The organism is Pseudomonas sp. URMO17WK12:I7, assembly GCF_003269045.1.
In the GTDB taxonomy this organism is placed as follows: Bacteria; Pseudomonadota; Gammaproteobacteria; order Pseudomonadales; family Pseudomonadaceae; genus Aquipseudomonas; species Aquipseudomonas putida_J.
On the sequence record NZ_QLTL01000008.1, the window covers coordinates 235,609 to 254,159 of the forward strand.

General features: G+C 64.0%; 13 protein-coding genes. 8 read left to right on the forward strand and 5 right to left on the reverse strand.

The genetic code is table 11. The features are described 5' to 3' along the window. Positions 1 to 199: 199 nt before the first annotated feature. The 5 genes from H040_RS13345 to H040_RS13365 all read left to right on the forward strand — a co-directional run bounded on the left by H040_RS13345 (position 200) and on the right by H040_RS13365 (position 5,160). Positions 200 to 1,267, forward strand: a complete 1,068-nt coding sequence (locus H040_RS13345; protein WP_027920820.1) for a DUF2333 family protein — start codon at positions 200 to 202, stop codon at positions 1,265 to 1,267. Positions 1,268 to 1,269: 2 nt separating this feature from the next. Continuing rightward, the gene (locus H040_RS13350; RefSeq protein ID WP_027920821.1) at positions 1,270 to 1,806 is read left to right on the forward strand and encodes an NUDIX hydrolase; all 537 of its coding nucleotides are present in this window, start codon (positions 1,270 to 1,272) and stop codon (positions 1,804 to 1,806) included. Between the two features lie 304 nt (positions 1,807 to 2,110). Next, positions 2,111 to 2,482, forward strand: coding sequence for a translation initiation factor Sui1 (locus tag H040_RS13355; protein ID WP_027920822.1), 372 nt, complete (start codon positions 2,111 to 2,113; stop codon positions 2,480 to 2,482). Positions 2,483 to 2,634: 152 nt separating this feature from the next. Beyond that, the gene (speA, locus tag H040_RS13360) at positions 2,635 to 4,548 is read left to right on the forward strand and encodes an arginine decarboxylase (protein WP_027920823.1); all 1,914 of its coding nucleotides are present in this window, start codon (positions 2,635 to 2,637) and stop codon (positions 4,546 to 4,548) included. A 156-nt stretch (positions 4,549 to 4,704) separates the two neighbouring features. Beyond that, positions 4,705 to 5,160: an REP-associated tyrosine transposase gene (locus tag H040_RS13365; RefSeq protein WP_081784347.1), complete on the forward strand. Its 456-nt coding sequence runs from the start codon at positions 4,705 to 4,707 to the stop codon at positions 5,158 to 5,160. A gap of 116 nt (positions 5,161 to 5,276) precedes the next feature. Here the strand turns inward: H040_RS13365 and H040_RS13370 are convergent, their stop codons facing one another. Further along, a complete protein-coding gene (locus H040_RS13370; protein ID WP_027920824.1) occupies positions 5,277 to 6,614 on the reverse strand; it encodes an MATE family efflux transporter in 1,338 nt (445 codons plus the stop codon). A gap of 182 nt (positions 6,615 to 6,796) precedes the next feature. Here H040_RS13370 and H040_RS13375 point away from each other — a divergent pair, with 182 nt between their 5' ends. Then, positions 6,797 to 11,698, forward strand: a complete 4,902-nt coding sequence (locus tag H040_RS13375) for an alpha-2-macroglobulin family protein (RefSeq protein ID WP_027920825.1) — start codon at positions 6,797 to 6,799, stop codon at positions 11,696 to 11,698. A 144-nt stretch (positions 11,699 to 11,842) separates the two neighbouring features. On the opposite strand, the gene H040_RS13380 is transcribed toward H040_RS13375, so the two are convergent. Then, positions 11,843 to 12,136: a hypothetical protein gene (locus tag H040_RS13380; protein WP_009685776.1), complete on the reverse strand. Its 294-nt coding sequence runs from the start codon at positions 12,134 to 12,136 to the stop codon at positions 11,843 to 11,845. Positions 12,137 to 12,213: 77 nt separating this feature from the next. Between H040_RS13380 and pbpC the strand changes: the two genes are divergently transcribed. Together pbpC and H040_RS13390 are read left to right on the forward strand one after the other, a co-directional pair. Further along, on the forward strand, positions 12,214 to 14,568 hold the full coding sequence (pbpC, locus tag H040_RS13385) for a peptidoglycan glycosyltransferase PbpC (protein ID WP_027920826.1): 2,355 nt from the start codon (positions 12,214 to 12,216) through the stop codon (positions 14,566 to 14,568). 92 nt (positions 14,569 to 14,660) lie between these two features. After that, positions 14,661 to 16,322: a ShlB/FhaC/HecB family hemolysin secretion/activation protein gene (locus H040_RS13390; protein ID WP_027920827.1), complete on the forward strand. Its 1,662-nt coding sequence runs from the start codon at positions 14,661 to 14,663 to the stop codon at positions 16,320 to 16,322. Between the two features lie 117 nt (positions 16,323 to 16,439). Here H040_RS13390 and H040_RS13395 read toward each other — a convergent pair whose 3' ends face one another. The 3 genes from H040_RS13395 to H040_RS13405 form a co-directional block, all read right to left on the reverse strand. Next, a complete protein-coding gene (locus H040_RS13395) occupies positions 16,440 to 17,219 on the reverse strand; it encodes a response regulator transcription factor (RefSeq protein ID WP_027920828.1) in 780 nt (259 codons plus the stop codon). Positions 17,220 to 17,338: 119 nt separating this feature from the next. After that, complete coding sequence (locus H040_RS13400) at positions 17,339 to 17,809, reverse strand: A24 family peptidase (protein WP_027920829.1); 471 nt, start codon at positions 17,807 to 17,809, stop codon at positions 17,339 to 17,341. Between the two features lie 161 nt (positions 17,810 to 17,970). Next, entirely contained in the window at positions 17,971 to 18,540 is a 570-nt protein-coding gene (locus tag H040_RS13405; protein WP_027920830.1) for a DUF4136 domain-containing protein, read from the reverse strand. Between the last annotated feature and the right edge of the window lie 11 nt (positions 18,541 to 18,551).

Here is an 18,551-nt window from a genome sequence, read left to right on the forward strand (position 1 = left end):
TGCTAGCACTGCTTTTTCTTCTCGCACGTGCGCCGCATCAATAAAGGCTTGCGAACGAATATTCAGTTACTGACTCATTGGTCGCTTATGCGTACGGCAGTGTCTGCTTTATAGTGCTGCGACGCGGGCTTGCCGTGGCACCCTGGCGCTGGCCTGTGGTCAAAGCCCTGAACCGTCGTGACTGATTAAGGACAAAGCCATGCTGGACTGGAAAAACCGCGAGGCCAAAGCCGAGCCCCGCGAGCGTGTCGATGGCCGCCGCGCCGCTGCCCGTAGCTATTTTGGCGGGCTCTGGAGCCGTGCCCTGGGGACCCTGATCGGGTTGTACCTGCTGGTGTGCATCGGCCTGGGCTGGTACTGGAGCGAGGAGCCGGCACTGTTCCCGGTGCAGCAGAATGCCCAGGCCGCAGCCGAACGCAACGGCCAGCAGATGGTGATCGGCTATACCACCATCGAAACCCTCAAGACCGTGGCCGGCACCCTGCTGAACAAGCCGGGCGGTTACATTTCCAACGACCGCTTCCCGCCAGGCCTGTGGATGGACAACATGCCCAGCTGGGAGTACGGCGTGCTGGTGCAGGTGCGCGACCTGTCTCGGGCCCTGCGCAAGGACTTCGCCCGTTCGCAGTCGCAGTCCACCGAAGATGCCGACCTGGCCAAGGCCGAACCGCGGTTCAACTTCGACAACAAGAGCTGGATCCTGCCGTCGAGCGAATCGGAATTCGAAGAGGGCATCAAGTCGCTGTCCCGTTATCAGTCCCGCCTGGCCGCTGGTGACAAGGGCGCGATCTTCTACACCCGTGCCGACAACCTGAACAACTGGCTGGGTGACGTGGCTACCCGCTTGGGCTCGCTGTCGCAGCGCCTGTCGGCCAGTGTGGGCCGGGTCAAGCTCAACACCACCCTGAAGACCGAGTCGGTGGTCGCCGGCCAGGCGCCGCAGGTGGATGAAGAGCTGGTGGAAACTCCGTGGCTGCAGATCGACAACGTGTTCTACGAAGCCCGTGGCCAGGCCTGGGCGCTGTCGCACCTGCTGCGCGCCATCGAGGTCGATTTCGCCGACGTGCTGGCGAAGAAGAACGCCACGGTCAGCGTGCGACAGATCATTCGTGAACTGGAAGCCTCGCAGGAACCGCTGTGGAGCCCGATGGTGCTCAACGGCAGCGGCTTCGGCATGTGGGCCAACCACTCGCTGGTCATGGCCAACTACATTTCCCGGGCCAACGCCGCGGTCATCGACCTGCGTCAGCTGCTGTCGCAGGGTTGAGCATGGCCATCAGCGCCAGCGAGGCCGCCCACCGGGCGGCTTCCGACCGAGAACTGGTCGCCTGGGTAGATGCCGCCGACCAGGTGCTCGGTACGCTGCCCAGGGCCGAGCTGCGCGAGCGCGGCCTGATCGGTCGCTGCACGTTCATTCTGTTGTTCAACAGTGCCGGTGAACTGTGCGTGCACCGTCGGGCCTTGAGCAAGGCGCTGTACCCAGGGTATTGGGATGTAGCGGCTGGAGGCATGGTGACAGCTGGGGAGGCGTATGCCGATTCGGCGGCCCGCGAGCTGGCCGAAGAGCTGGGCATCGATGGGGTCGAATTGCGCTTTCATGAGCGCTTCTATTTCGACCAGCCGGACAACCACCTGTGGTGCGCGGTGTATTCGGCGGTGTCGGATGCGCCGTTGCGGTTGCAGCCGGAAGAGGTGATCGAGGCGAAATTCATGAGCGTAGAGCAGGCCGAGCAGGCAAGCCGGAGCATGCCGTATTGCCCGGATTCGCTGGCGGCACTGCAGCGTTACAAGGCCAGCTTGAGATGACGCCGGGGAACGCTTTGCGGTCCTTTCGCGACACAAGGCCACTCCTGCAGGGGAGCGCGTAAGCCTTGCAGAAGCGGCCTTGCGTCGCGAAAGGGCTGCGCAGCAACCCCAAGGTCGCAAAACATTCGCAAAATGGCGCATTCCAGTACTTAGCAACGGCCTGATTTATCGTTACACTGCGCGCCCTTTTCGGGCTGTCGCAGGATCTTGCGGCAGTAGCGCCGCCCCTGCCAGAGTGGGGCTTCGCGGTCGGCCTCTACCCCAAGGCACGACCAGTTTTTGTCCTCAGCACAGAGGAACAAAAGTGGCCAAGAAAGCTTCTTCCTTCGCCGCCCTTGGCGGTCTCGTTTACTCCACCGATGCCGGTCGGCATTGCCCCGACTGTGGCCAGCCGGTGGACGCCTGCACCTGCAAGCAGCAAGTCATCCCCGAAGGTGACGGCATCGCCCGTGTGCGCCGTGAAAGCAAAGGCCGTGGCGGCAAGACCGTGACTACCGTCACCGGTGTGCCGCTGCCACTCGACCAGCTCAAGGAGCTGGCCACTACCCTCAAGCGCCGCTGCGGTACCGGCGGTGCGCTGAAGGATGGGGTCATCGAGATCCAGGGCGATCACGTCGAGCTGCTGATCGCCGAGCTCATCAAACAGGGCTTCAAGGCGAAAAAGTCCGGCGGCTGATACGCCCACGCGATTTTTTGCCCAACGCTTTCTAAACTCGTTGCCATGACCCGGGTCTACCCCAGGGCATGGACGAATCGTCATTTTCGGCTTTTACACTGCGCCCGCCTCCTTGCGGGGCAGTGTCTTGGACTTATCTATAGGGGACTTGAATGTCCGTACGACGCACACGCAAAGACGATGGTAGCCAATGGACCGTGGCCGACAGCCGCAGTGTTTATGGCATCCGCCATTGGGGCGCTGGTTATTTCGCCATCAATGAAGCCGGGCGCGTCGAAGTGCGCCCCAACGGCCCCGGCAGCGCGCCGATCGACCTGTTCGAACAGGTCGACGAGCTGCGTCAGAGCGGCCTGTCGCTGCCACTGCTGGTGCGCTTCCCCGACATCCTGCAGGACCGCGTGCGCCAGCTGACCGGCGCATTCGATGCCAACATCGCGCGCCTGGAGTATCAGAGCCAGTACACCGCGCTGTACCCGATCAAGGTCAACCAGCAAGAAGCAGTGGTAGAAAACATCATCGCCACGCAGAACGTCTCGATCGGCCTGGAAGCCGGTTCCAAGCCCGAGCTGCTGGCAGTGCTGGCGCTGGCGCCCAAGGGCGGCACCATCGTCTGCAACGGCTACAAGGACCGCGAGTTCATCCGCCTGGCGCTGATGGGCCAGAAGCTCGGCCACAACGTATTCATCGTCATCGAGAAAGAGTCGGAAGTGGCCCTGGTGATCGATGAGGCCGCCGAGCTCAAGGTCAAGCCACAGGTCGGCTTGCGCGTTCGCCTGTCGTCGCTGGCTTCGAGCAAGTGGGCCGACACCGGTGGTGAGAAGTCCAAGTTCGGTTTGTCCGCCGCCCAGCTGATCTCGGTGGTGCAGCGCTTCCGCGATGCAGGCCTGGACCAGGGCATCCGCTTGCTGCACTTCCACATGGGGTCGCAGATCGCCAACCTGGCCGATTACCAGCACGGCTTCAAGGAAGCGATCCGCTACTACGGCGAATTGCGTGCGCTGGGCCTGCCGGTCGATCACATCGACGTCGGCGGTGGCCTGGGCGTGGACTACGACGGTACCCACTCGCGTAACGCCAGCTCGATCAACTACGACATGGACGACTACGCCGGCGTGGTGGTGGGCATGCTCAAGGAGTTCTGCGACGCGCAGGGCCTGCCGCACCCGCACATCTTCTCCGAGAGCGGCCGCTCGCTGACCGCGCACCACGCCATGCTGGTGATCCAGGTCACTGACGTCGAGCGGCACAACGACGACGTGCCGACCATCGAGAACAAGGAAGCCCTGCCGGAAACCGTGCAATGGCTGGTCGACCTGCTGGGCCCGACCGACATCGAGATGGTCACCGAAACCTACTGGCGTGCCACCCACTACATGGGCGACGTGGCAGCGCAGTACGCTGATGGCAAGCTCAGCCTGGCGGAAAAGGCCTTGGCCGAGCAGTGCTACTTCGCCGTGTGCCGCCGCCTGCACAACTCGCTGAAGGCCCGCCAGCGCTCGCACCGTCAGGTGCTGGACGAGCTCAACGACAAGTTGGCCGACAAGTACATCTGCAACTTCTCGGTGTTCCAGAGCCTGCCGGACACCTGGGCCATCGGCCAGGTACTGCCGATCATCCCGCTGCACCGCCTGGACGAAGAGCCGATGCGTCGTGCGGTGCTGCAGGACCTGACCTGCGACTCTGACGGCAAGATCAACCAGTACGTCGACGAGCAGAGCATCGAGACCAGCATGCCAGTGCACGCGGTCAACGAAGGTGAGGACTACTTGCTGGGTGTGTTCCTGGTGGGTGCCTACCAGGAAATCCTCGGTGACATGCACAACCTGTTCGGTGATACCGACTCGGTGAACATCTACCAGAACGCCGATGGCAGCGTGTACCACGCCGGTATCGAAACCCACGACACCATCGAAGACATGCTGCGCTACGTGCACCTGTCGCCGGAGGAGTTGATGACCCACTACCGTGACAAGGTGGCCAGCGCCAAGATCAGCGCGCGTGAGCGCACTCAGTTCCTTGACGCATTGCGCCTGGGCCTGACCCGCTCGTCCTACCTCTCGTCCTGATCGCCTAGGCCGCTCTTACGCGTTTATTGTAGGAGCGGCCTTGCGTCGCGAAATGAGGGCGAAGCCCTCACCGAGTTCACACGCGGAAATGATCCTGGCCGCGGGCTTCGATGACTTCGGGTCTACCTTTGGATGCAATGTTCAAAGGAGAGCGACATGGACGGTCAAGGTATTCATCGCCTGCGCGAAGGGCGCTATTCAGAACCAGGAAGGCTCTACCTTCTCACTACAGTCACTCGCGATCGCATTCCGCAATTCGTGAGCCTACCTTTTGCCAGAGCAGTCATCCAACAGTTGCGGGTCAGCGATCAAGAGGGCAGTTGTCGATCACTCGCCTGGGTGTTGATGCCAGATCATTTGCACTGGTTGATCGAGCTTGGTTCTACCAGTCTGGGAAATCTGATGTGTGCCTTCAAGTCACGAAGCAGTTGTGCTCTGTATCGTACTGGGGCTGAGCGAAAACACATCTGGCAGCCTGGATTCTACGACCGAGCATTGCGCCGGGATGAAGATGTGAAGGCAGCAGCGCGATACATCATTGCCAATCCGATTCGGGCCGGGTTGGTGCAACGTGCTGGTGACTATCCACATTGGGATTGCGTGTGGCTTTGAGTCCGCAGGTGAGGGCTGCGCCCTCATTTCGCGACACAAGGCCGCTCCTACAGGGGAAAGCGAGCACTTGTAGGAGCGGCCTTGCGTCGCGAAAGGGCCGCAAAGCGGCCCCGGCTTTACTCAATCCAGCGCCCTTTTTCTTGCAGCCGCCACCCCACCCACCCCAATGTCACCGCCCGCAACGCCATGAACCCGAGGAATGCCCACCACAACCCATGGTTGCCAAACCCGCTCATGACCCCGCCCAAAGGCAATGCAATCAGCACCGACAGCACCATCGCATTGCGCATTTCCCGGGCCCGGGTGGCGCCGATGAACAGCCCGTCGAGCAAGTAGCTCCACACCGCGATCAACGGTAGCAGCGCCAGGTACGGCAGGTACGGATAGGCCGCTTCGCGCACGCTATCGATAGTGGTCTGCACGTCGATGAACAGGTGCCCGCCCAGCAGGAAGACGCCGGCAAACCCCACGCTGGTGATCAGTGACCAACCGCAGGCCACCACCAGCGACCGGCGCAAGGTATCTCGATCCCGCGCACCAATGGCATGCCCGCACAAGGCCTCTACGGCATGCGCCAGGCCATCGAGGGCGTAGGCAGTGAGCAGCAGCCCATTGAGCAGCAGGGCATTGGCTGCCACCGTCGCCTCGCCCAGGCGCGCGCCCTGCACGGTAATCAGCAGGAACACCAGCTGCAGCGCCAGGCTGCGCAGGAAAATGTCACGGTTCACCGCCAGCAATGGCCGCCAGGCCTGCCAGCGCCTGAGCGCAGCCCAGGCGATCTGCCCGGGGTAGTGGCGCAAAGCTGGACGGGTCAGGGCCAGGCCAAGCAGGGCGGCGCTCCATTCTGCGATTACCGAGGCACGCGCCGAACCCAGCACGCCCCAGTTCAGGCCCAGCACGAACCACAGGTTGAGGGCGATGTTCAGCAGGTTGGTGGTCAGCAAAATCGCCAACGGCGCCCGAGCGTTCTGGGTGCCGAGGAACCAGCCGACCAGCGCATAGCTGGCCAGCGCCGCCGGCAAGCCAAGCAGGCGCGTGTGGAAGAAGTCTTCGGTGGACTGCTGCAACGCCTCGCTCGGTTGCATGGCGTGCAGCGCCAGTTGGCTGAAGGGCAGGGCAAGCAGGCCTGTCAGCAGGGCGAAGGCTACGGCGAGCAGCAGGCCCTGCACCAGCACCTGGCGCAGCGCCGCGCCGTCGGCACGCCCGGCAGCCTGGGCGGCGAAGCCAGTGGCGCCCATGCGCAGGAAGCCCATCAGGCCGACCATGAAGGTGAACAGCGTGGCGCCCACGGCCACTGCACCGAGCTGGTGGGCGTGGGGCAGGTGGCCGATCACGGTGCTGTCGACCAGAGCCACCAGCGGTACCGAAATATTCGAGAGGATCATCGGCGCGGCCAAGGCCCAGACCTTGCGGTGGGTGGGGCGGTGCTGCCAGTCGGTGGTCAGTTGCGACATTGCAATTCCTGAGGCTGCGGGGGCCGCTTCGCGCCCCCAGTATTCGGCTGGGCGCATTGTAACGGCAAGGCAACCTATCCACGCGAACACGGTCTCACTTGCCGCATCGATGAAAGTGCCGAATGCGCCGTTGCGCTATAGTTGCTGCCCTCACGTACACGCTGCCGAAGAGTTCCCACTCCATGTTCAACAAAGGATTGTTGCTGGCCTGCGCGCTGGCCTTGCTCAGTGCCTGTGATTCCTCGACGCCGGGCAAACCCGCGCCCGCCGAAAAACCGGCAGCCAGCGCTGCGGTCGAGGCCCCGGCGCCCAAGCGCGAGGACCCTGCTGTCCTTGCCAAGCGTTACGAGGGGCGCGAGCTCAGCGTGCTGGACGTCTCGGAAGTGCAGCTCGACGGTGCCAGCACCCTGTCGATCAGCTTCTCGGCCCCGCTGGACGCCAAGCAGGACTTCGCCGCCAAGGTGCACCTGGTCGACACCGTCAAAGGCAAGGTCGACGGTGCCTGGGAACTCGCAGACAACCAGATGGAACTGCGCCTGCGCCACCTGGAACCGCAGCGCAAGCTGGTGCTGACCGTCGACAAGGGCCTGCTGGCGGTAAACGGCAACAAGCTCGACAGCGACTCGGTAAGCCGCCTTGAAACCCGCGACATGCAACCCACCGTCGGCTTCGCCAGCCGCGGTTCTTTGCTGCCCACGCGCCTGGCCGAAGGCCTGCCGGTGATCGCGCTGAACGTTGCCAAGGTCGATGTCGAGTTCTTCCGGGTCAAGCCTGAGATGCTCTCGAACTTCCTGGCCAGCTGGGGGCGCAACAGCAGCCTGTACTACTACCAGTCCAAGGAAACCCTGGACATGGCCGAGCTGGTCTACAGCGGCCGTTTCGACCTCAATCCGGCGCGCAACACCCGCGAGACCGTGCTGCTGCCGATCGCCGGGATCAAGCCGTTGCAGGCGCCGGGTGTTTACCTGGCGGTGATGCGTGCCTCGGGCACTTACGACTATTCGCAGCCGGCCACGTTGTTCACCCTCAGCGACATCGGCGTGTCCGCCCACCGCTACCGTGACCGCCTGGATGTGTTTGCCCAGGCCCTGGAAGGCGGCAAGGCACTCAAGGACGTCAACCTCGAACTGCATGATGACAAGGGCAAGCTGCTGGCCCAGGCCAAGACCGATGGCGCCGGCCATGCCCAGCTGCCGATCACGGCCAAGGCCGACACCCTGATCGCCACCCAGGGCGTGCACACCACCCTGCTGCGCCTGAACACCGCGGCCCTGGACCTGGCCGAGTTCGATATCACCGGCCCCCAGGCCAACCCGCTGCAGTTCTTCATCTTCGGCCCGCGCGACCTCTATCGCCCGGGTGAAACGGTGCTGCTCAACGGTCTGTTGCGCGACCAGGATGGCAAGCCGGTCAAGGCTCAACCGGTGAGCGTGGAAGTGCGTCGCCCAGATGAGCAGGTCAGTCGCAAGTTTGTCTGGGAGGCCGACGCCAACGGCCTGTACCAGTATCAGTTGCAACTGGCCACGGAGGCCCCGACCGGTCGCTGGCAATTGCTGCTCGACCTGGGTGGCGGTCGCAAGCAGGTGTACGAATTCCTGGTTGAAGACTTCCTGCCCGAGCGCCTGGCACTTGAGCTCAAGGGCAGCGATACACCGCTGTCGCCCGAGGAAGATGCGCGTATCCAGGTCAATGGCCGCTACCTTTACGGTGCGCCAGCAGCCGGCAATCGCCTGAGCGGCCAAGCCTATGTACGCCCACTGCGTGAAGCGGTGCCAGCTCTGCCGGGTTACCAGTTCGGCTCGGTCACCGAAACCGAACTGAACCAGGACCTGGAGCTCGACGAAGTCACCCTCGACCAGGCTGGCAAGGCCGTGGTCGATATCGAAAGCCACTGGGCCGAAGCACGTTCCCCGCTGCAACTGACCGTGCAGGCCAGCCTGCAGGAGTCCGGTGGCCGGCCGATCACCCGCCGCCTCGAACAACCGATCTGGCCAGCCGAGCGTCTGCCCGGCCTGCGCGGCCTGTTCGACGGTGAGGAAACCGACAGCGACGGCCCGGTGGAATTCGAATTCCTCGTGGCCGACCGCGCTGGCAACAAGCTTGCCGCCAACGACCTGAAAGTGCGCCTGATTCGCGAGCGCCGCGATTACTACTGGAACTACTCGCAGAGCGATGGCTGGAGCTACAACTACAACGAGAAGTTCCTTACCCAGAGCGAGGAGACCATCAGCGTTAAAGCAGGCTCGACGGCCAAGTTGAGCTTCCAGGTGGAGTGGGGCCCGTATCGCGTCGAGGTGGAAGACCCTGAGACCGGGCTGGTTTCCAGCGAGCGCTTCTGGGCCGGTTACCGTGCCCAGGACAACGCCGAAGGCGGCGCGGTGCGCCCGGACCAGGTAAAGCTGGCGCTGGACAAACCCGCCTATGCCGATGGCGCCACCGCCAAGGTCACCGTGACCCCGCCAGCAGCCGGTAGCGGCTACCTGATGGTCGAGTCCAGCGATGGCCCGTTGTGGTGGCAGGAAATCGAGGTGCCCGCCGAGGGCAAGACCTTCGATGTGCAGCTGGACAAGCAGTGGGCACGCCACGACCTGTACATCAGCGCGCTGGTGATCCGCCCGGGTGAGCGCAAGGCCAATGCCACGCCCAAGCGCGCCGTCGGCGTGCTGCACCTGCCGTTGGCGCGGGCCGAGCGCAAGCTCACGGTCAGCCTGCAGGCGCCGGAAAAGATGCGCCCCAAGCAGCCACTGACGGTGAAGATCAAGGCCGCCAATGCCGACGGCAGCGTGCCGAAGCAGGTGCATGTGCTGCTGTCTGCGGTCGACGTGGGCATCCTCAACATCACCGACTTCAAGACCCCCGACCCGTTTGCCAGCCTGTTCGGCCGCAAGGCCTATGGCGCCGACCAGCTGGACATCTACGGCCAGCTGATCGAAGCCGGCCAGGGCCGCCTGGCCAGCCTGGCCTTCGGCGGTGACGCGGCGATGGCCAAAGGTGGCAAGCGCCCCAATACCACGGTGACCATCGTTGCCCAACAAAGCCTGCCGGTGACCTTGAACGACCAGGGTGAAGGCGAGGCGACGGTCGATATTCCCGACTTCAATGGCGAGCTGCGGCTGATGGCCCAGGCCTGGACCGACGAACACTTCGGCATGGCCGAGGGCAAGACGGTGGTGGCAGCGCCGCTGATCGCCGAACTGTCGGCGCCGCGCTTTCTGGCTGGCGGTGACCGCACCAGCCTGGCGCTGGACCTGGCCAACCTGTCGGGGCGTGCCCAGCAGTTGAATGTCGAGGTCAGCACCGAGGGCCAGCTGAGCCTGACGGCCAGCGGCCAGCAGGCTGTCGCCCTGGCCGAAGGCCAGCGCAGCACGCTGCTGATCCCGGTGCAGGCCCTGGGTGGCCTGGGGCAGGGCAAGGTGCAGGTGCGGGTCAATGGCCTGCAACTGCCGGGCGAGCCGGCGACCACCTTCGAACGCCAATGGACCCTGGGTGTGCGCCCGGCTTACCCGGCGGTGCTCAAGCATTACCGCGTGGCCCTCAAGGACCAGCCATGGACCTTGCCGGAAAACGACCTGGCCGCCTTCGAGCCAGCAGGCCTGGAGGCGAGCCTGGCGCTGTCGAGCCGCCCACCACTGAACCTGGCCGAGCAGATCCGCGCCCTCGAAGCCTACCCTTACGGTTGCCTGGAGCAGACCACCAGCGGCCTCTACCCATCACTGTACGCCGATGCCGCCAGCCTCAAGCGCCTGGGCATCAAGGGTGAACCGGCCGAGGTGCGCAAGCGCAAGATCGAGATGGGCATCGAACACTTGTTGGGCATGCAGCGCTATAACGGCAGTTTCGGCCTGTGGAGCTCGGATGGTGAAGAGGAATACTGGCTGACCGCCTATGTCACCGACTTCCTTCAGCGTGCTCGCGACCAGGGCTATGGCGTGCCGGCCGAGGCCTTGAAGAAAGCCAACGAACGCCTGCTGCGCTACCTGCAGGAACGCAACCTGATCGAAGTCGACTACAGCGAGAATGCCGAGCACACCCGCTTTGCCGTGCAAGCCTATGCCGCGCTGGTGTTGTCGCGCAGTCAGCAGGCACCACTGGGCGCCCTGCGCAGCCTGTTCGAGCGCCGTGCCGATGCACGCTCCGGCTTGCCGCTGGTACACCTGGCGGTGGCGCTGGATGCGATGGGCGACAAACCCCGTGCCGAGCAGGCGCTGCAAGCTGGCCTGGGTATTCGCCGCAGCAAAGGCTGGATGGCTGACTACGGCAGCAGCCTGCGCGACCAGGCGCTGATCCTGGCACTGCTGCAAGAGAGCAAGCTGGCCGGCAACCAGGTCGATCAGCGGCTGTTTGCCTTGTCGGACGAACTGGCGGCCAACCGCTGGTTGTCGACCCAAGAGCGCAATGCCTTGTATCTGGCAGGCCGTGGCCTGCTGGGCAAGCCGGAAGCGCCGTGGAGGGCACGCCTGGACAGTGCCGGTGAAGTGCGTGAGTTCAACAACGTCGAAGCAGGCATGAAGCTCGAAGGGCCGTTGCTGGCTTCACCGCTGAGCGTGCAGAACGAAGGCAGTGAAACGCTCTATCAGCAATTGACCCTGTCGGGTTACCCACGTCAGGCGCCTGTCGCGGGTGGCAATGGCATGGAGATCCGCCGTGAGTACCTGGGCATGAACGGCCAGGCGCTGGACCTGCATAACCTGCGCAGCGGCGACCTGGTACTGGTGCACCTGGCACTCAAGGCCACCGATCGCGTGCCGGACGCCCTGGTAGTCGACCTGCTGCCTGCGGGCCTGGAGCTTGAGAACCAGAACCTGGCGCAGAGCGCTGCCAGCCTGGATAACGCCAGCAGCGCGGTGAAGCAGTGGCGTGAATCGATGCAGAACGCCAGCGTGGTGCATCAGGAGTACCGTGATGACCGCTACGTCGCAGCCCTCAAGCTCGACGGCTATGGCACCACGCACCTGTTGTACCTGGCGCGGGCGGTAACCCCGGGTACCTACCGGGTGCCGCCGCCGCAGGTGGAATCGATGTACCGGCCGAACCTGCAGGCGGTGGGGGATGGGCAAGCTGAGATGACCGTCAAAGCCAGATAGAGCAGTTGCGCGTCTGTAGGAGCGGCCTTGTGTCGCGAACGGGCTGCGCAGCAGCCCCACGGACTCAGCGGCGTCGCCGATATTGCCGGGGCCGCTTTGCGGCCTTTTCGCGACACGAGGCCGCTCCAACAAAAGCCCTGCCGTTCAATGTATGACCCAGCTCATCACCCACAGCCCAAGCACCAGCCAGATGATCCCGAGAATGATCGAGGCGCGCATGAAGGCACGGATTGCCGAGTACAGCAGCATCAGGCCGATGATCAAGGCGAGGATGCTGACCAGTGAGGTATCCATGCCCAACGTGCGCGCCAGGCCATCGATGAAATTGCCCCCGGCATTGGCCAGCAGGTTGAACAGGCCGCTCAGGGCATCGACGATGAAGCGGATCAACGACCCCAGTGCCTGGCCAAGCCACTCGAAAAAACCTTCTACATGCATAGTTGCTTCCTGATGAACGAATCGGCGAGTTTGCCGTTCCCAAGCCTTTGGCCATCACCTGGCCAGGTCGGTTCCCGATGCCAAGCTTAGCGCGGCCACGCACCCGAGCGGGAAGGGTTGTGCGCGCAGTGGCGATCAGCCTGCTGTTGCTGCTCGGTCTGCTGTGGCTTGCCGACCGCATCTGGCCGCTGCCGATGCCAGGCAACGACCTGGCACGGGTGGTGCTGGCCGAGGACGGCACACCGCTGTGGCGCTTTGCCGATGCCGATGGCGTATGGCGCTACCCGATCACCCCGGAAGACGTTTCGCCGTTGTACCTGCAGGCCCTGCTGACCTACGAGGACCGCTGGTTCTACCGGCATCCGGGGGTCAACCCGCTGGCCTTGGTGCGCGCGGCCTGGCTCAACCTGCGCGGCGGGCGAGTGGTGTCTGGCGGCAGTACCTTGTCGATGCAGGTGGCGCGCCTGCTCGACCCACACGACCGCACCTTGGCCGGCAAGCTGCGGCAGCTGTGGCGCACAGCGCAGCTGGAATGGCACCTGTCCAAGCGCGAGATCCTGCAAATCTACCTGAACCGTGCCCCGTTCGGCGGCACCTTGCAGGGCGTTGCCGCAGCCAGTTGGGCTTATCTGGGCAAGTCGCCGCAACAGCTCACGCCGGCCGAGGCAGCGTTGCTGGCGGTGTTGCCGCAGGCACCGAGCCGCTTGCGCCCGGACCGCCATCCCGCGCGTGCCCAGCGTGCCCGCGACAAGGTGCTGCAGCGCCTGGACGAGTATCAGGTGTGGCCAGCGCAGCAGATCAAGGAGGCAGCCGAAGAGCCGCTGCTGCTGGCCCCGCGTCAGGAACCCGCGCTGGCGCCCTTGCTGGCACGCCGGCTGAACACCCCCGGCAGCCCGACCTTGATTCGCACCACGCTCGACGCCTCGCTGCAACGGCGCCTGGAAGACCTGCTGCTGGGCTGGCGCGCGCGCCTGCCGGAGCGCACCTCGGCGGCGATTCTGGTGGTCGAGGCGCAGACCATGGCGGTACGCGCTTACCTCGGCTCGATCGACTTGAGCGATGCGCGCCGTTTTGGCCATGTCGACATGGTCCGCTCGTTGCGCTCGCCAGGCTCGACGCTCAAGCCGTTTCTTTACGGCTTGGCCCTGGATGATGGCCTGATCCACTCCGAATCGCTGTTGCAGGATGTGCCGCGGCGCTACGGCGACTATCGCCCCGGTAATTTCTCGATGGGCTTCAGCGGCCCGGTGTCCGCCAGTTCGGCGCTGGCGCTGTCGCTCAACCTGCCGGCAGTGCAGTTGCTCGAAGCTTATGGGCCCAAGCGCTTCGCCGCGCAGTTGCGCATGGCGGGTATACCGCTGGCGCTGCCGCCGCTGGCCGAGCCCAACCTGGCATTGATTCTGGGCGGTGCTGGTAGCCGCCTGGAGGACCTGGTCGGCGGCTATGCGGCACTGGCCCGAGGTGGCAACAGCGCACAGGTGCGCCTGCAACCGCAGGATCCGTTGCTGGAGCGGCGGCTGATGTCGCCGGGAGCGGCCTGGATCATCCGGCGCATCCTCAGTGGCCAGGCGCGGCCCGACCGCGACCCGCATGCCGAACTGGTGCAGCGCCCGCAATTGGCCTGGAAGACCGGTACCAGCTATGGCTTTCGCGATGCCTGGTCGATCGGCGTAGGGCCGCGCTACCTGATCGGGGTGTGGATTGGCCGCCCCGATGGTACACCGGTGCCCGGGCAGTTCGGCCTGGCCTCGGCGGCCCCGCTGATGTTGCAGGTGCATGACCTGCTGAGCAACCGCGACAGCCAGCGGGGTATCCGGATGCCGGTGGAGCCCGTGCCCGCACGCGTGGGTGTGGCTGCCATTTGCTGGCCGCTGGGCCAGCCCATGAACCGACAGGACCCGAACTGTCGGCGCCAGCGTTTTGCCTGGACCCTCGATGGCACCACACCGCCGACCCTGCAGGCAGCCGATCAGCCGCTCGGCCTGGGGTTGCGCGAGCGTATCTGGGTCAATGCCCAGGGCCTGCGCGTGGATGGCAGTTGCCCAGGCGCCAAGGTACTCGACGTTGCCTTGTGGCCGGCACCGTTGGAGCCTTGGTTGCCCCGCGTCGAGCGGCGGGCGATGCGCCTACCGGCGGTGGACCCCGGCTGCCCGCCACAGGTACCGGCCAATGCGCCGCCGCTGTCCATCGTCGGTGTGCGCCCCGGCGACAACCTGCGGCGCCCGGCCACCAGCAGCGAACCTTTACAGTTGCACGTCTCTGCCCTCGGCGGTGGCGGGCGCCGCTGGTGGTTCCTCAATGGCCAGCCGCTCGGCGAAAGCGAGGGGCAAGACAGTGTGCTGGTTCGCTTCGAACAGGCCGGGCAGTTCGAGCTCAGTGCCTTGGATGAAAGCGGAGAAACGGCGCGAGTAGCGTTTCAGGTCAACGAGTAGGCGTTCGACGTTTAACGGTGCAACACCTACGCTTGCAATGACGGGTAAGGCCGGCCGACGCCCCCGCTACCCAAGGGATTGTGGAGCGTCCTATGCGTCTTCTGCTGATGCCTGTTTTGCTTTCGTCCTGGGCCAGTCTGGTGATCGCCGAGCCATTGCCGGTGTTTCTCGATGGCCATGAATATGAGCGCCGTCTGCCCGGCGCGAACCTGCCGATCGAGGCCTACCGCCCATTTGCCCCAAGCCTGCACCTGGCATCGCCCAGGGCTGCGACCGGCACGTTGCCGCTGAAGACCCGCTTCGTGTTGCACAAGGTGCGCTTCGAGGGCGGTACGGTCTATCCGTTGAGCGAGCTGCGCGAGCATTACCAACCATTGATTGGCCACGAAGTGAGTGTCGGCGAGTTGCAGCAGCTCACTGAACGCCTGACCCTGCGTTACCAGCATGATGGCTACTTGCTGTCGCAGGCATACTTGCCTGATCAGGATTTTGCCGATGGTCGCGTGCACGTCGTGTTGGTCGAGGGGTATGTCCACGAGTTTCGGCGTGACGGGGATATCGGGCCCGCTGGCGCTTACCTCGACCAGTTGCTGCAGCGCCTGCAGGCAGAGCGCCCGCTGACCCGAGCGACGTTCGATCGGTTCATCGGCTTGGCCCAGCGAATACCCGGCGTCACGCTGCAGGCTGATTTGACCCCGGCCGAACGCGGCGAGGGCGCCACGCGGCTTACCGTCAATGCCTGGCGCAGGCCCTTCGATGCGGCGCTGACCCTTGGCGATGGCAGCCGCGACAGCCTGCAGGGGCTCATCACGGTTGCCAGCAATGCCCAGACCCGCTTTGCCGAACAGTTGACGGCCAGCGCGCTGCTGCCACCGGGTGATGATCACGCCGAATACCAGCGCCTCGAGTACAGCCAGCACCTGGATGCGCAGGGCAGCCAGGTGCTGTTATCGGCCGCGCGCTACCGCAGCGAGCCGCGCACACCCGTGCGTCTGGAGCACGGGTCGCAGTTCTTCCAACAGATTGAAAGCGAGCGTTATGCGATTGGGCTTGGCCAGCCGGTGATCGTCGCCCCCGATCAATGGCTGGCGGTGACTGGGCATCTCTACTCGGTCAGTGAGCATGACGAAGATCGCTCTGGTGGGCTGGGGCGCAACGATACCTACGTACGTGCGCTGTCTTTCGAAGGCGATTGGCGCAAGATCGAGCCTGGGCGGCTACGCAGGGTCAGCGCTGGGGTGTACCAAGGGCTGGATTATCTGGGCGCACGCAGCGATGCCGATTACGACATGGATTTTCTGCGTTTTCGGGTCGCCGGTTTGCAGAGCGACTCGCTGTTGCCGCGCTGGCAGGGCGTGCTGTCAGGCGCCTTGTACTGGACCGACGACCGGCTGCCCGACAGTGAACGTGCGGTTTTTGGCGGGCAGTACTTCGGCCATGGCTACCCGCAGGACCAGGCCGCTGGGGACAAAGGTTGGGGCGTGGCGTACGAGCTGAACTACAGCATCCGGCCCGGCGCTGGTGGGGTCAGGCTGGTGCAGCCTTATGCGCTGCTGGATGCTGCCCAGGCCTGGTACAACGGCGGGCCATTCGAAGATAGCAGGCTGCGTTCGGCAGCCTTGGGTGTGCGGCTTGGGGATGGGCGATACGGCAATGTGGCAATGGAGGTGGCCAAGCCTCTGGCGGACGTGGCGTTGGATAGCATGAGCCGAAAGCCGCGCTGGAGGGTGAGCTTCAGCTATTTGTTGGAGTGAATGCAGGCTCCGCCAGCCGACTGATCAGCAGCTATGGAATTCCCACCAGCCAGCGCTATCCCTTCGGGCGCGGGCTTGCCGGCGACGAGGCCAGTGGCAGTCATGCAAAGCTCGAACTCAATGGGTGGTAAACCGCTGATGCACAGGCGATGAACTTGGCGTCAACGCCAGCGCCAACTGGGTGCGGTTGTGCATGTGGGTCAAACGCAGCACCTGTGACACATACAGCTTCACGGTGTTCTCGGTGATCCCCAGTTCACAGGCAATCTGGTAATTGGTTTTGCCCTTGCTCACCAGCCTGGCAACTTCCAGTTGCCGTGGTGAAAGTTTCTCGAAGGCCGCCGGTAGCTCGCCCTCTACCTCTTCTGCGACATCCGTGGCTCGGCGGTGAACGCCCTGGCCCCGGGCTTTTTCCAGGTCCTGGTAGAGCTCATCGATGGAGCCGGCCAGGTCTTGCAGGCGCTGGTTGAGGTTGCCCAGGTTCTGGACGTTGGCCTTGCGCTCCAGCATGATTTGCTCCTGGCGGCGCAGGCCTTCGAGCAGTTCGTCGAGGTCCATGGGCTTCTGGTAATAATCGGCAAAGCCTTCGCGCAGGGCGCGGATCACGTCCTGCTTTTCGGCGCGACCGGTCAGCATGATCGCTTCGAACATGCGCTTGCGCCCGGCAATGTCCTTCAGGGCACGAACCATTTCGATGCCATCGCGCCCGGGCATCTGCAGGTCGCACAACACCAGGCCGATGGCTGCATCGGCAACGAAGCGTTCGATGGCTTCGTCGGTGGAGTGGGCCGCAACGCAGTGGTAGCCCTGGGTTTCGAGGAATTCACATAATTGTTCGACTATGAGTGGCTGGTCATCTACAACCAGGACCTTCACCTCACTGTATGGCTTGTTCACGATCAACTCCCTGTTCGTAAGCGGCCCTGCTCCCGGGCCAGACGCTCTGGCAGCTTAAAAATAGACGCTGCTCGCGATCCTGTACAAGGTTTGTACAAGAGATCGGACAACAGGAATAGTTATTGGATCCATACAGCCGTGAGCAGAAAGCCCGCCAGAACGTAGGGGACAAAGGCTTGCTTGTCGCCCATTTGCTCGGTCAGGCTGGCCAGGCGCTTCTTTACTTTGGGGTTGAGCAGCGTCCACAGCCGCCTGCGGGTCAGCAGCCACAGCACCACGCTGACGCCAGCGCCGATGAAGGTGCCGAGCACGTATTGCGGGCTGGTCGCCAAGGCCAGTGCGCCCATCAGCTTGACGTCGTCGGCGCCAAAGCGGCCCAGCATGTAGCCTGGCAACGTCAACAGCATGACGATGGCCAAGGCCCAGCCAGCGTCGCTGGCATCGGCGCCGATCCAGCTGTGGCCAGTGGCGAACAGCCAGACCAGGGCGCCGGCGGCGGCACCCAGGGTCAGCAGGTTGGCAATCTGGCGCTCGCGGATATCTTGTTCAGTGCACAAGGCAAGCCACATCAGAAGAACAATGCTTTGCATCGGCAAGTCGCCTTTCCCGTTCGTTGAATACTTCTACCCGGTCAGTCAGGTTTCATAATCAGGGTAGACGCGATCTGACGAACGGGCATGGCAGGGTGGCAAAAAGGTCGGTGCGCAAACGGCTCGGAGTCGTGATCAGGCCGTTTGCGCGGTGGCAGGGCTTATTTCGCCCGGCCCGGTGGATAATTGCCGAGCACCTGGGCAACGGTCTTCTGGATTGCGCTGTTGCGCTCGTCGGGGCTAGGCGGGTAATTGTTCATGATCTGTTCGGCGCTGCCGCGCCAGACCAGCTTGCCGTCATGGCCATCGAACATGTCGATCTGAATGGTTGCCACCTTGTAGTCGACGCTGCGTGTTTCGTTGTACATCGGGCCGCCCCAATAACCGTTCCAGTACCCGCCCCAGGCGCCGCCATAGTTGGTGGTGATCTGTTGCTGGCGTTGTTCGACGATCAGGTAGGCGCGGACCGTGACGTCAGGCCTGGCGTTGCCTTGGGCGGGGCGCAGGCCGCGCTGGTCGAGCTGGTCGGCGACTGCTGCGCGGATGCGCTGTTCGGTCAGGTCGCTCTTGATGCGCGGATCGTCCGGGCGGTACTGCAGGCCCGGCTCCTGCCATGCCCAGCTGCGATAGGCGGCGAAATCGCGGCTGGCGTCGAAATCCTGCTGAACGTTGTTGCTTGAGCAGGCGGCGAGCAACAACGCAAATGACAGTAGAACGAGGCGGCGCAACATGATGGTTCTCC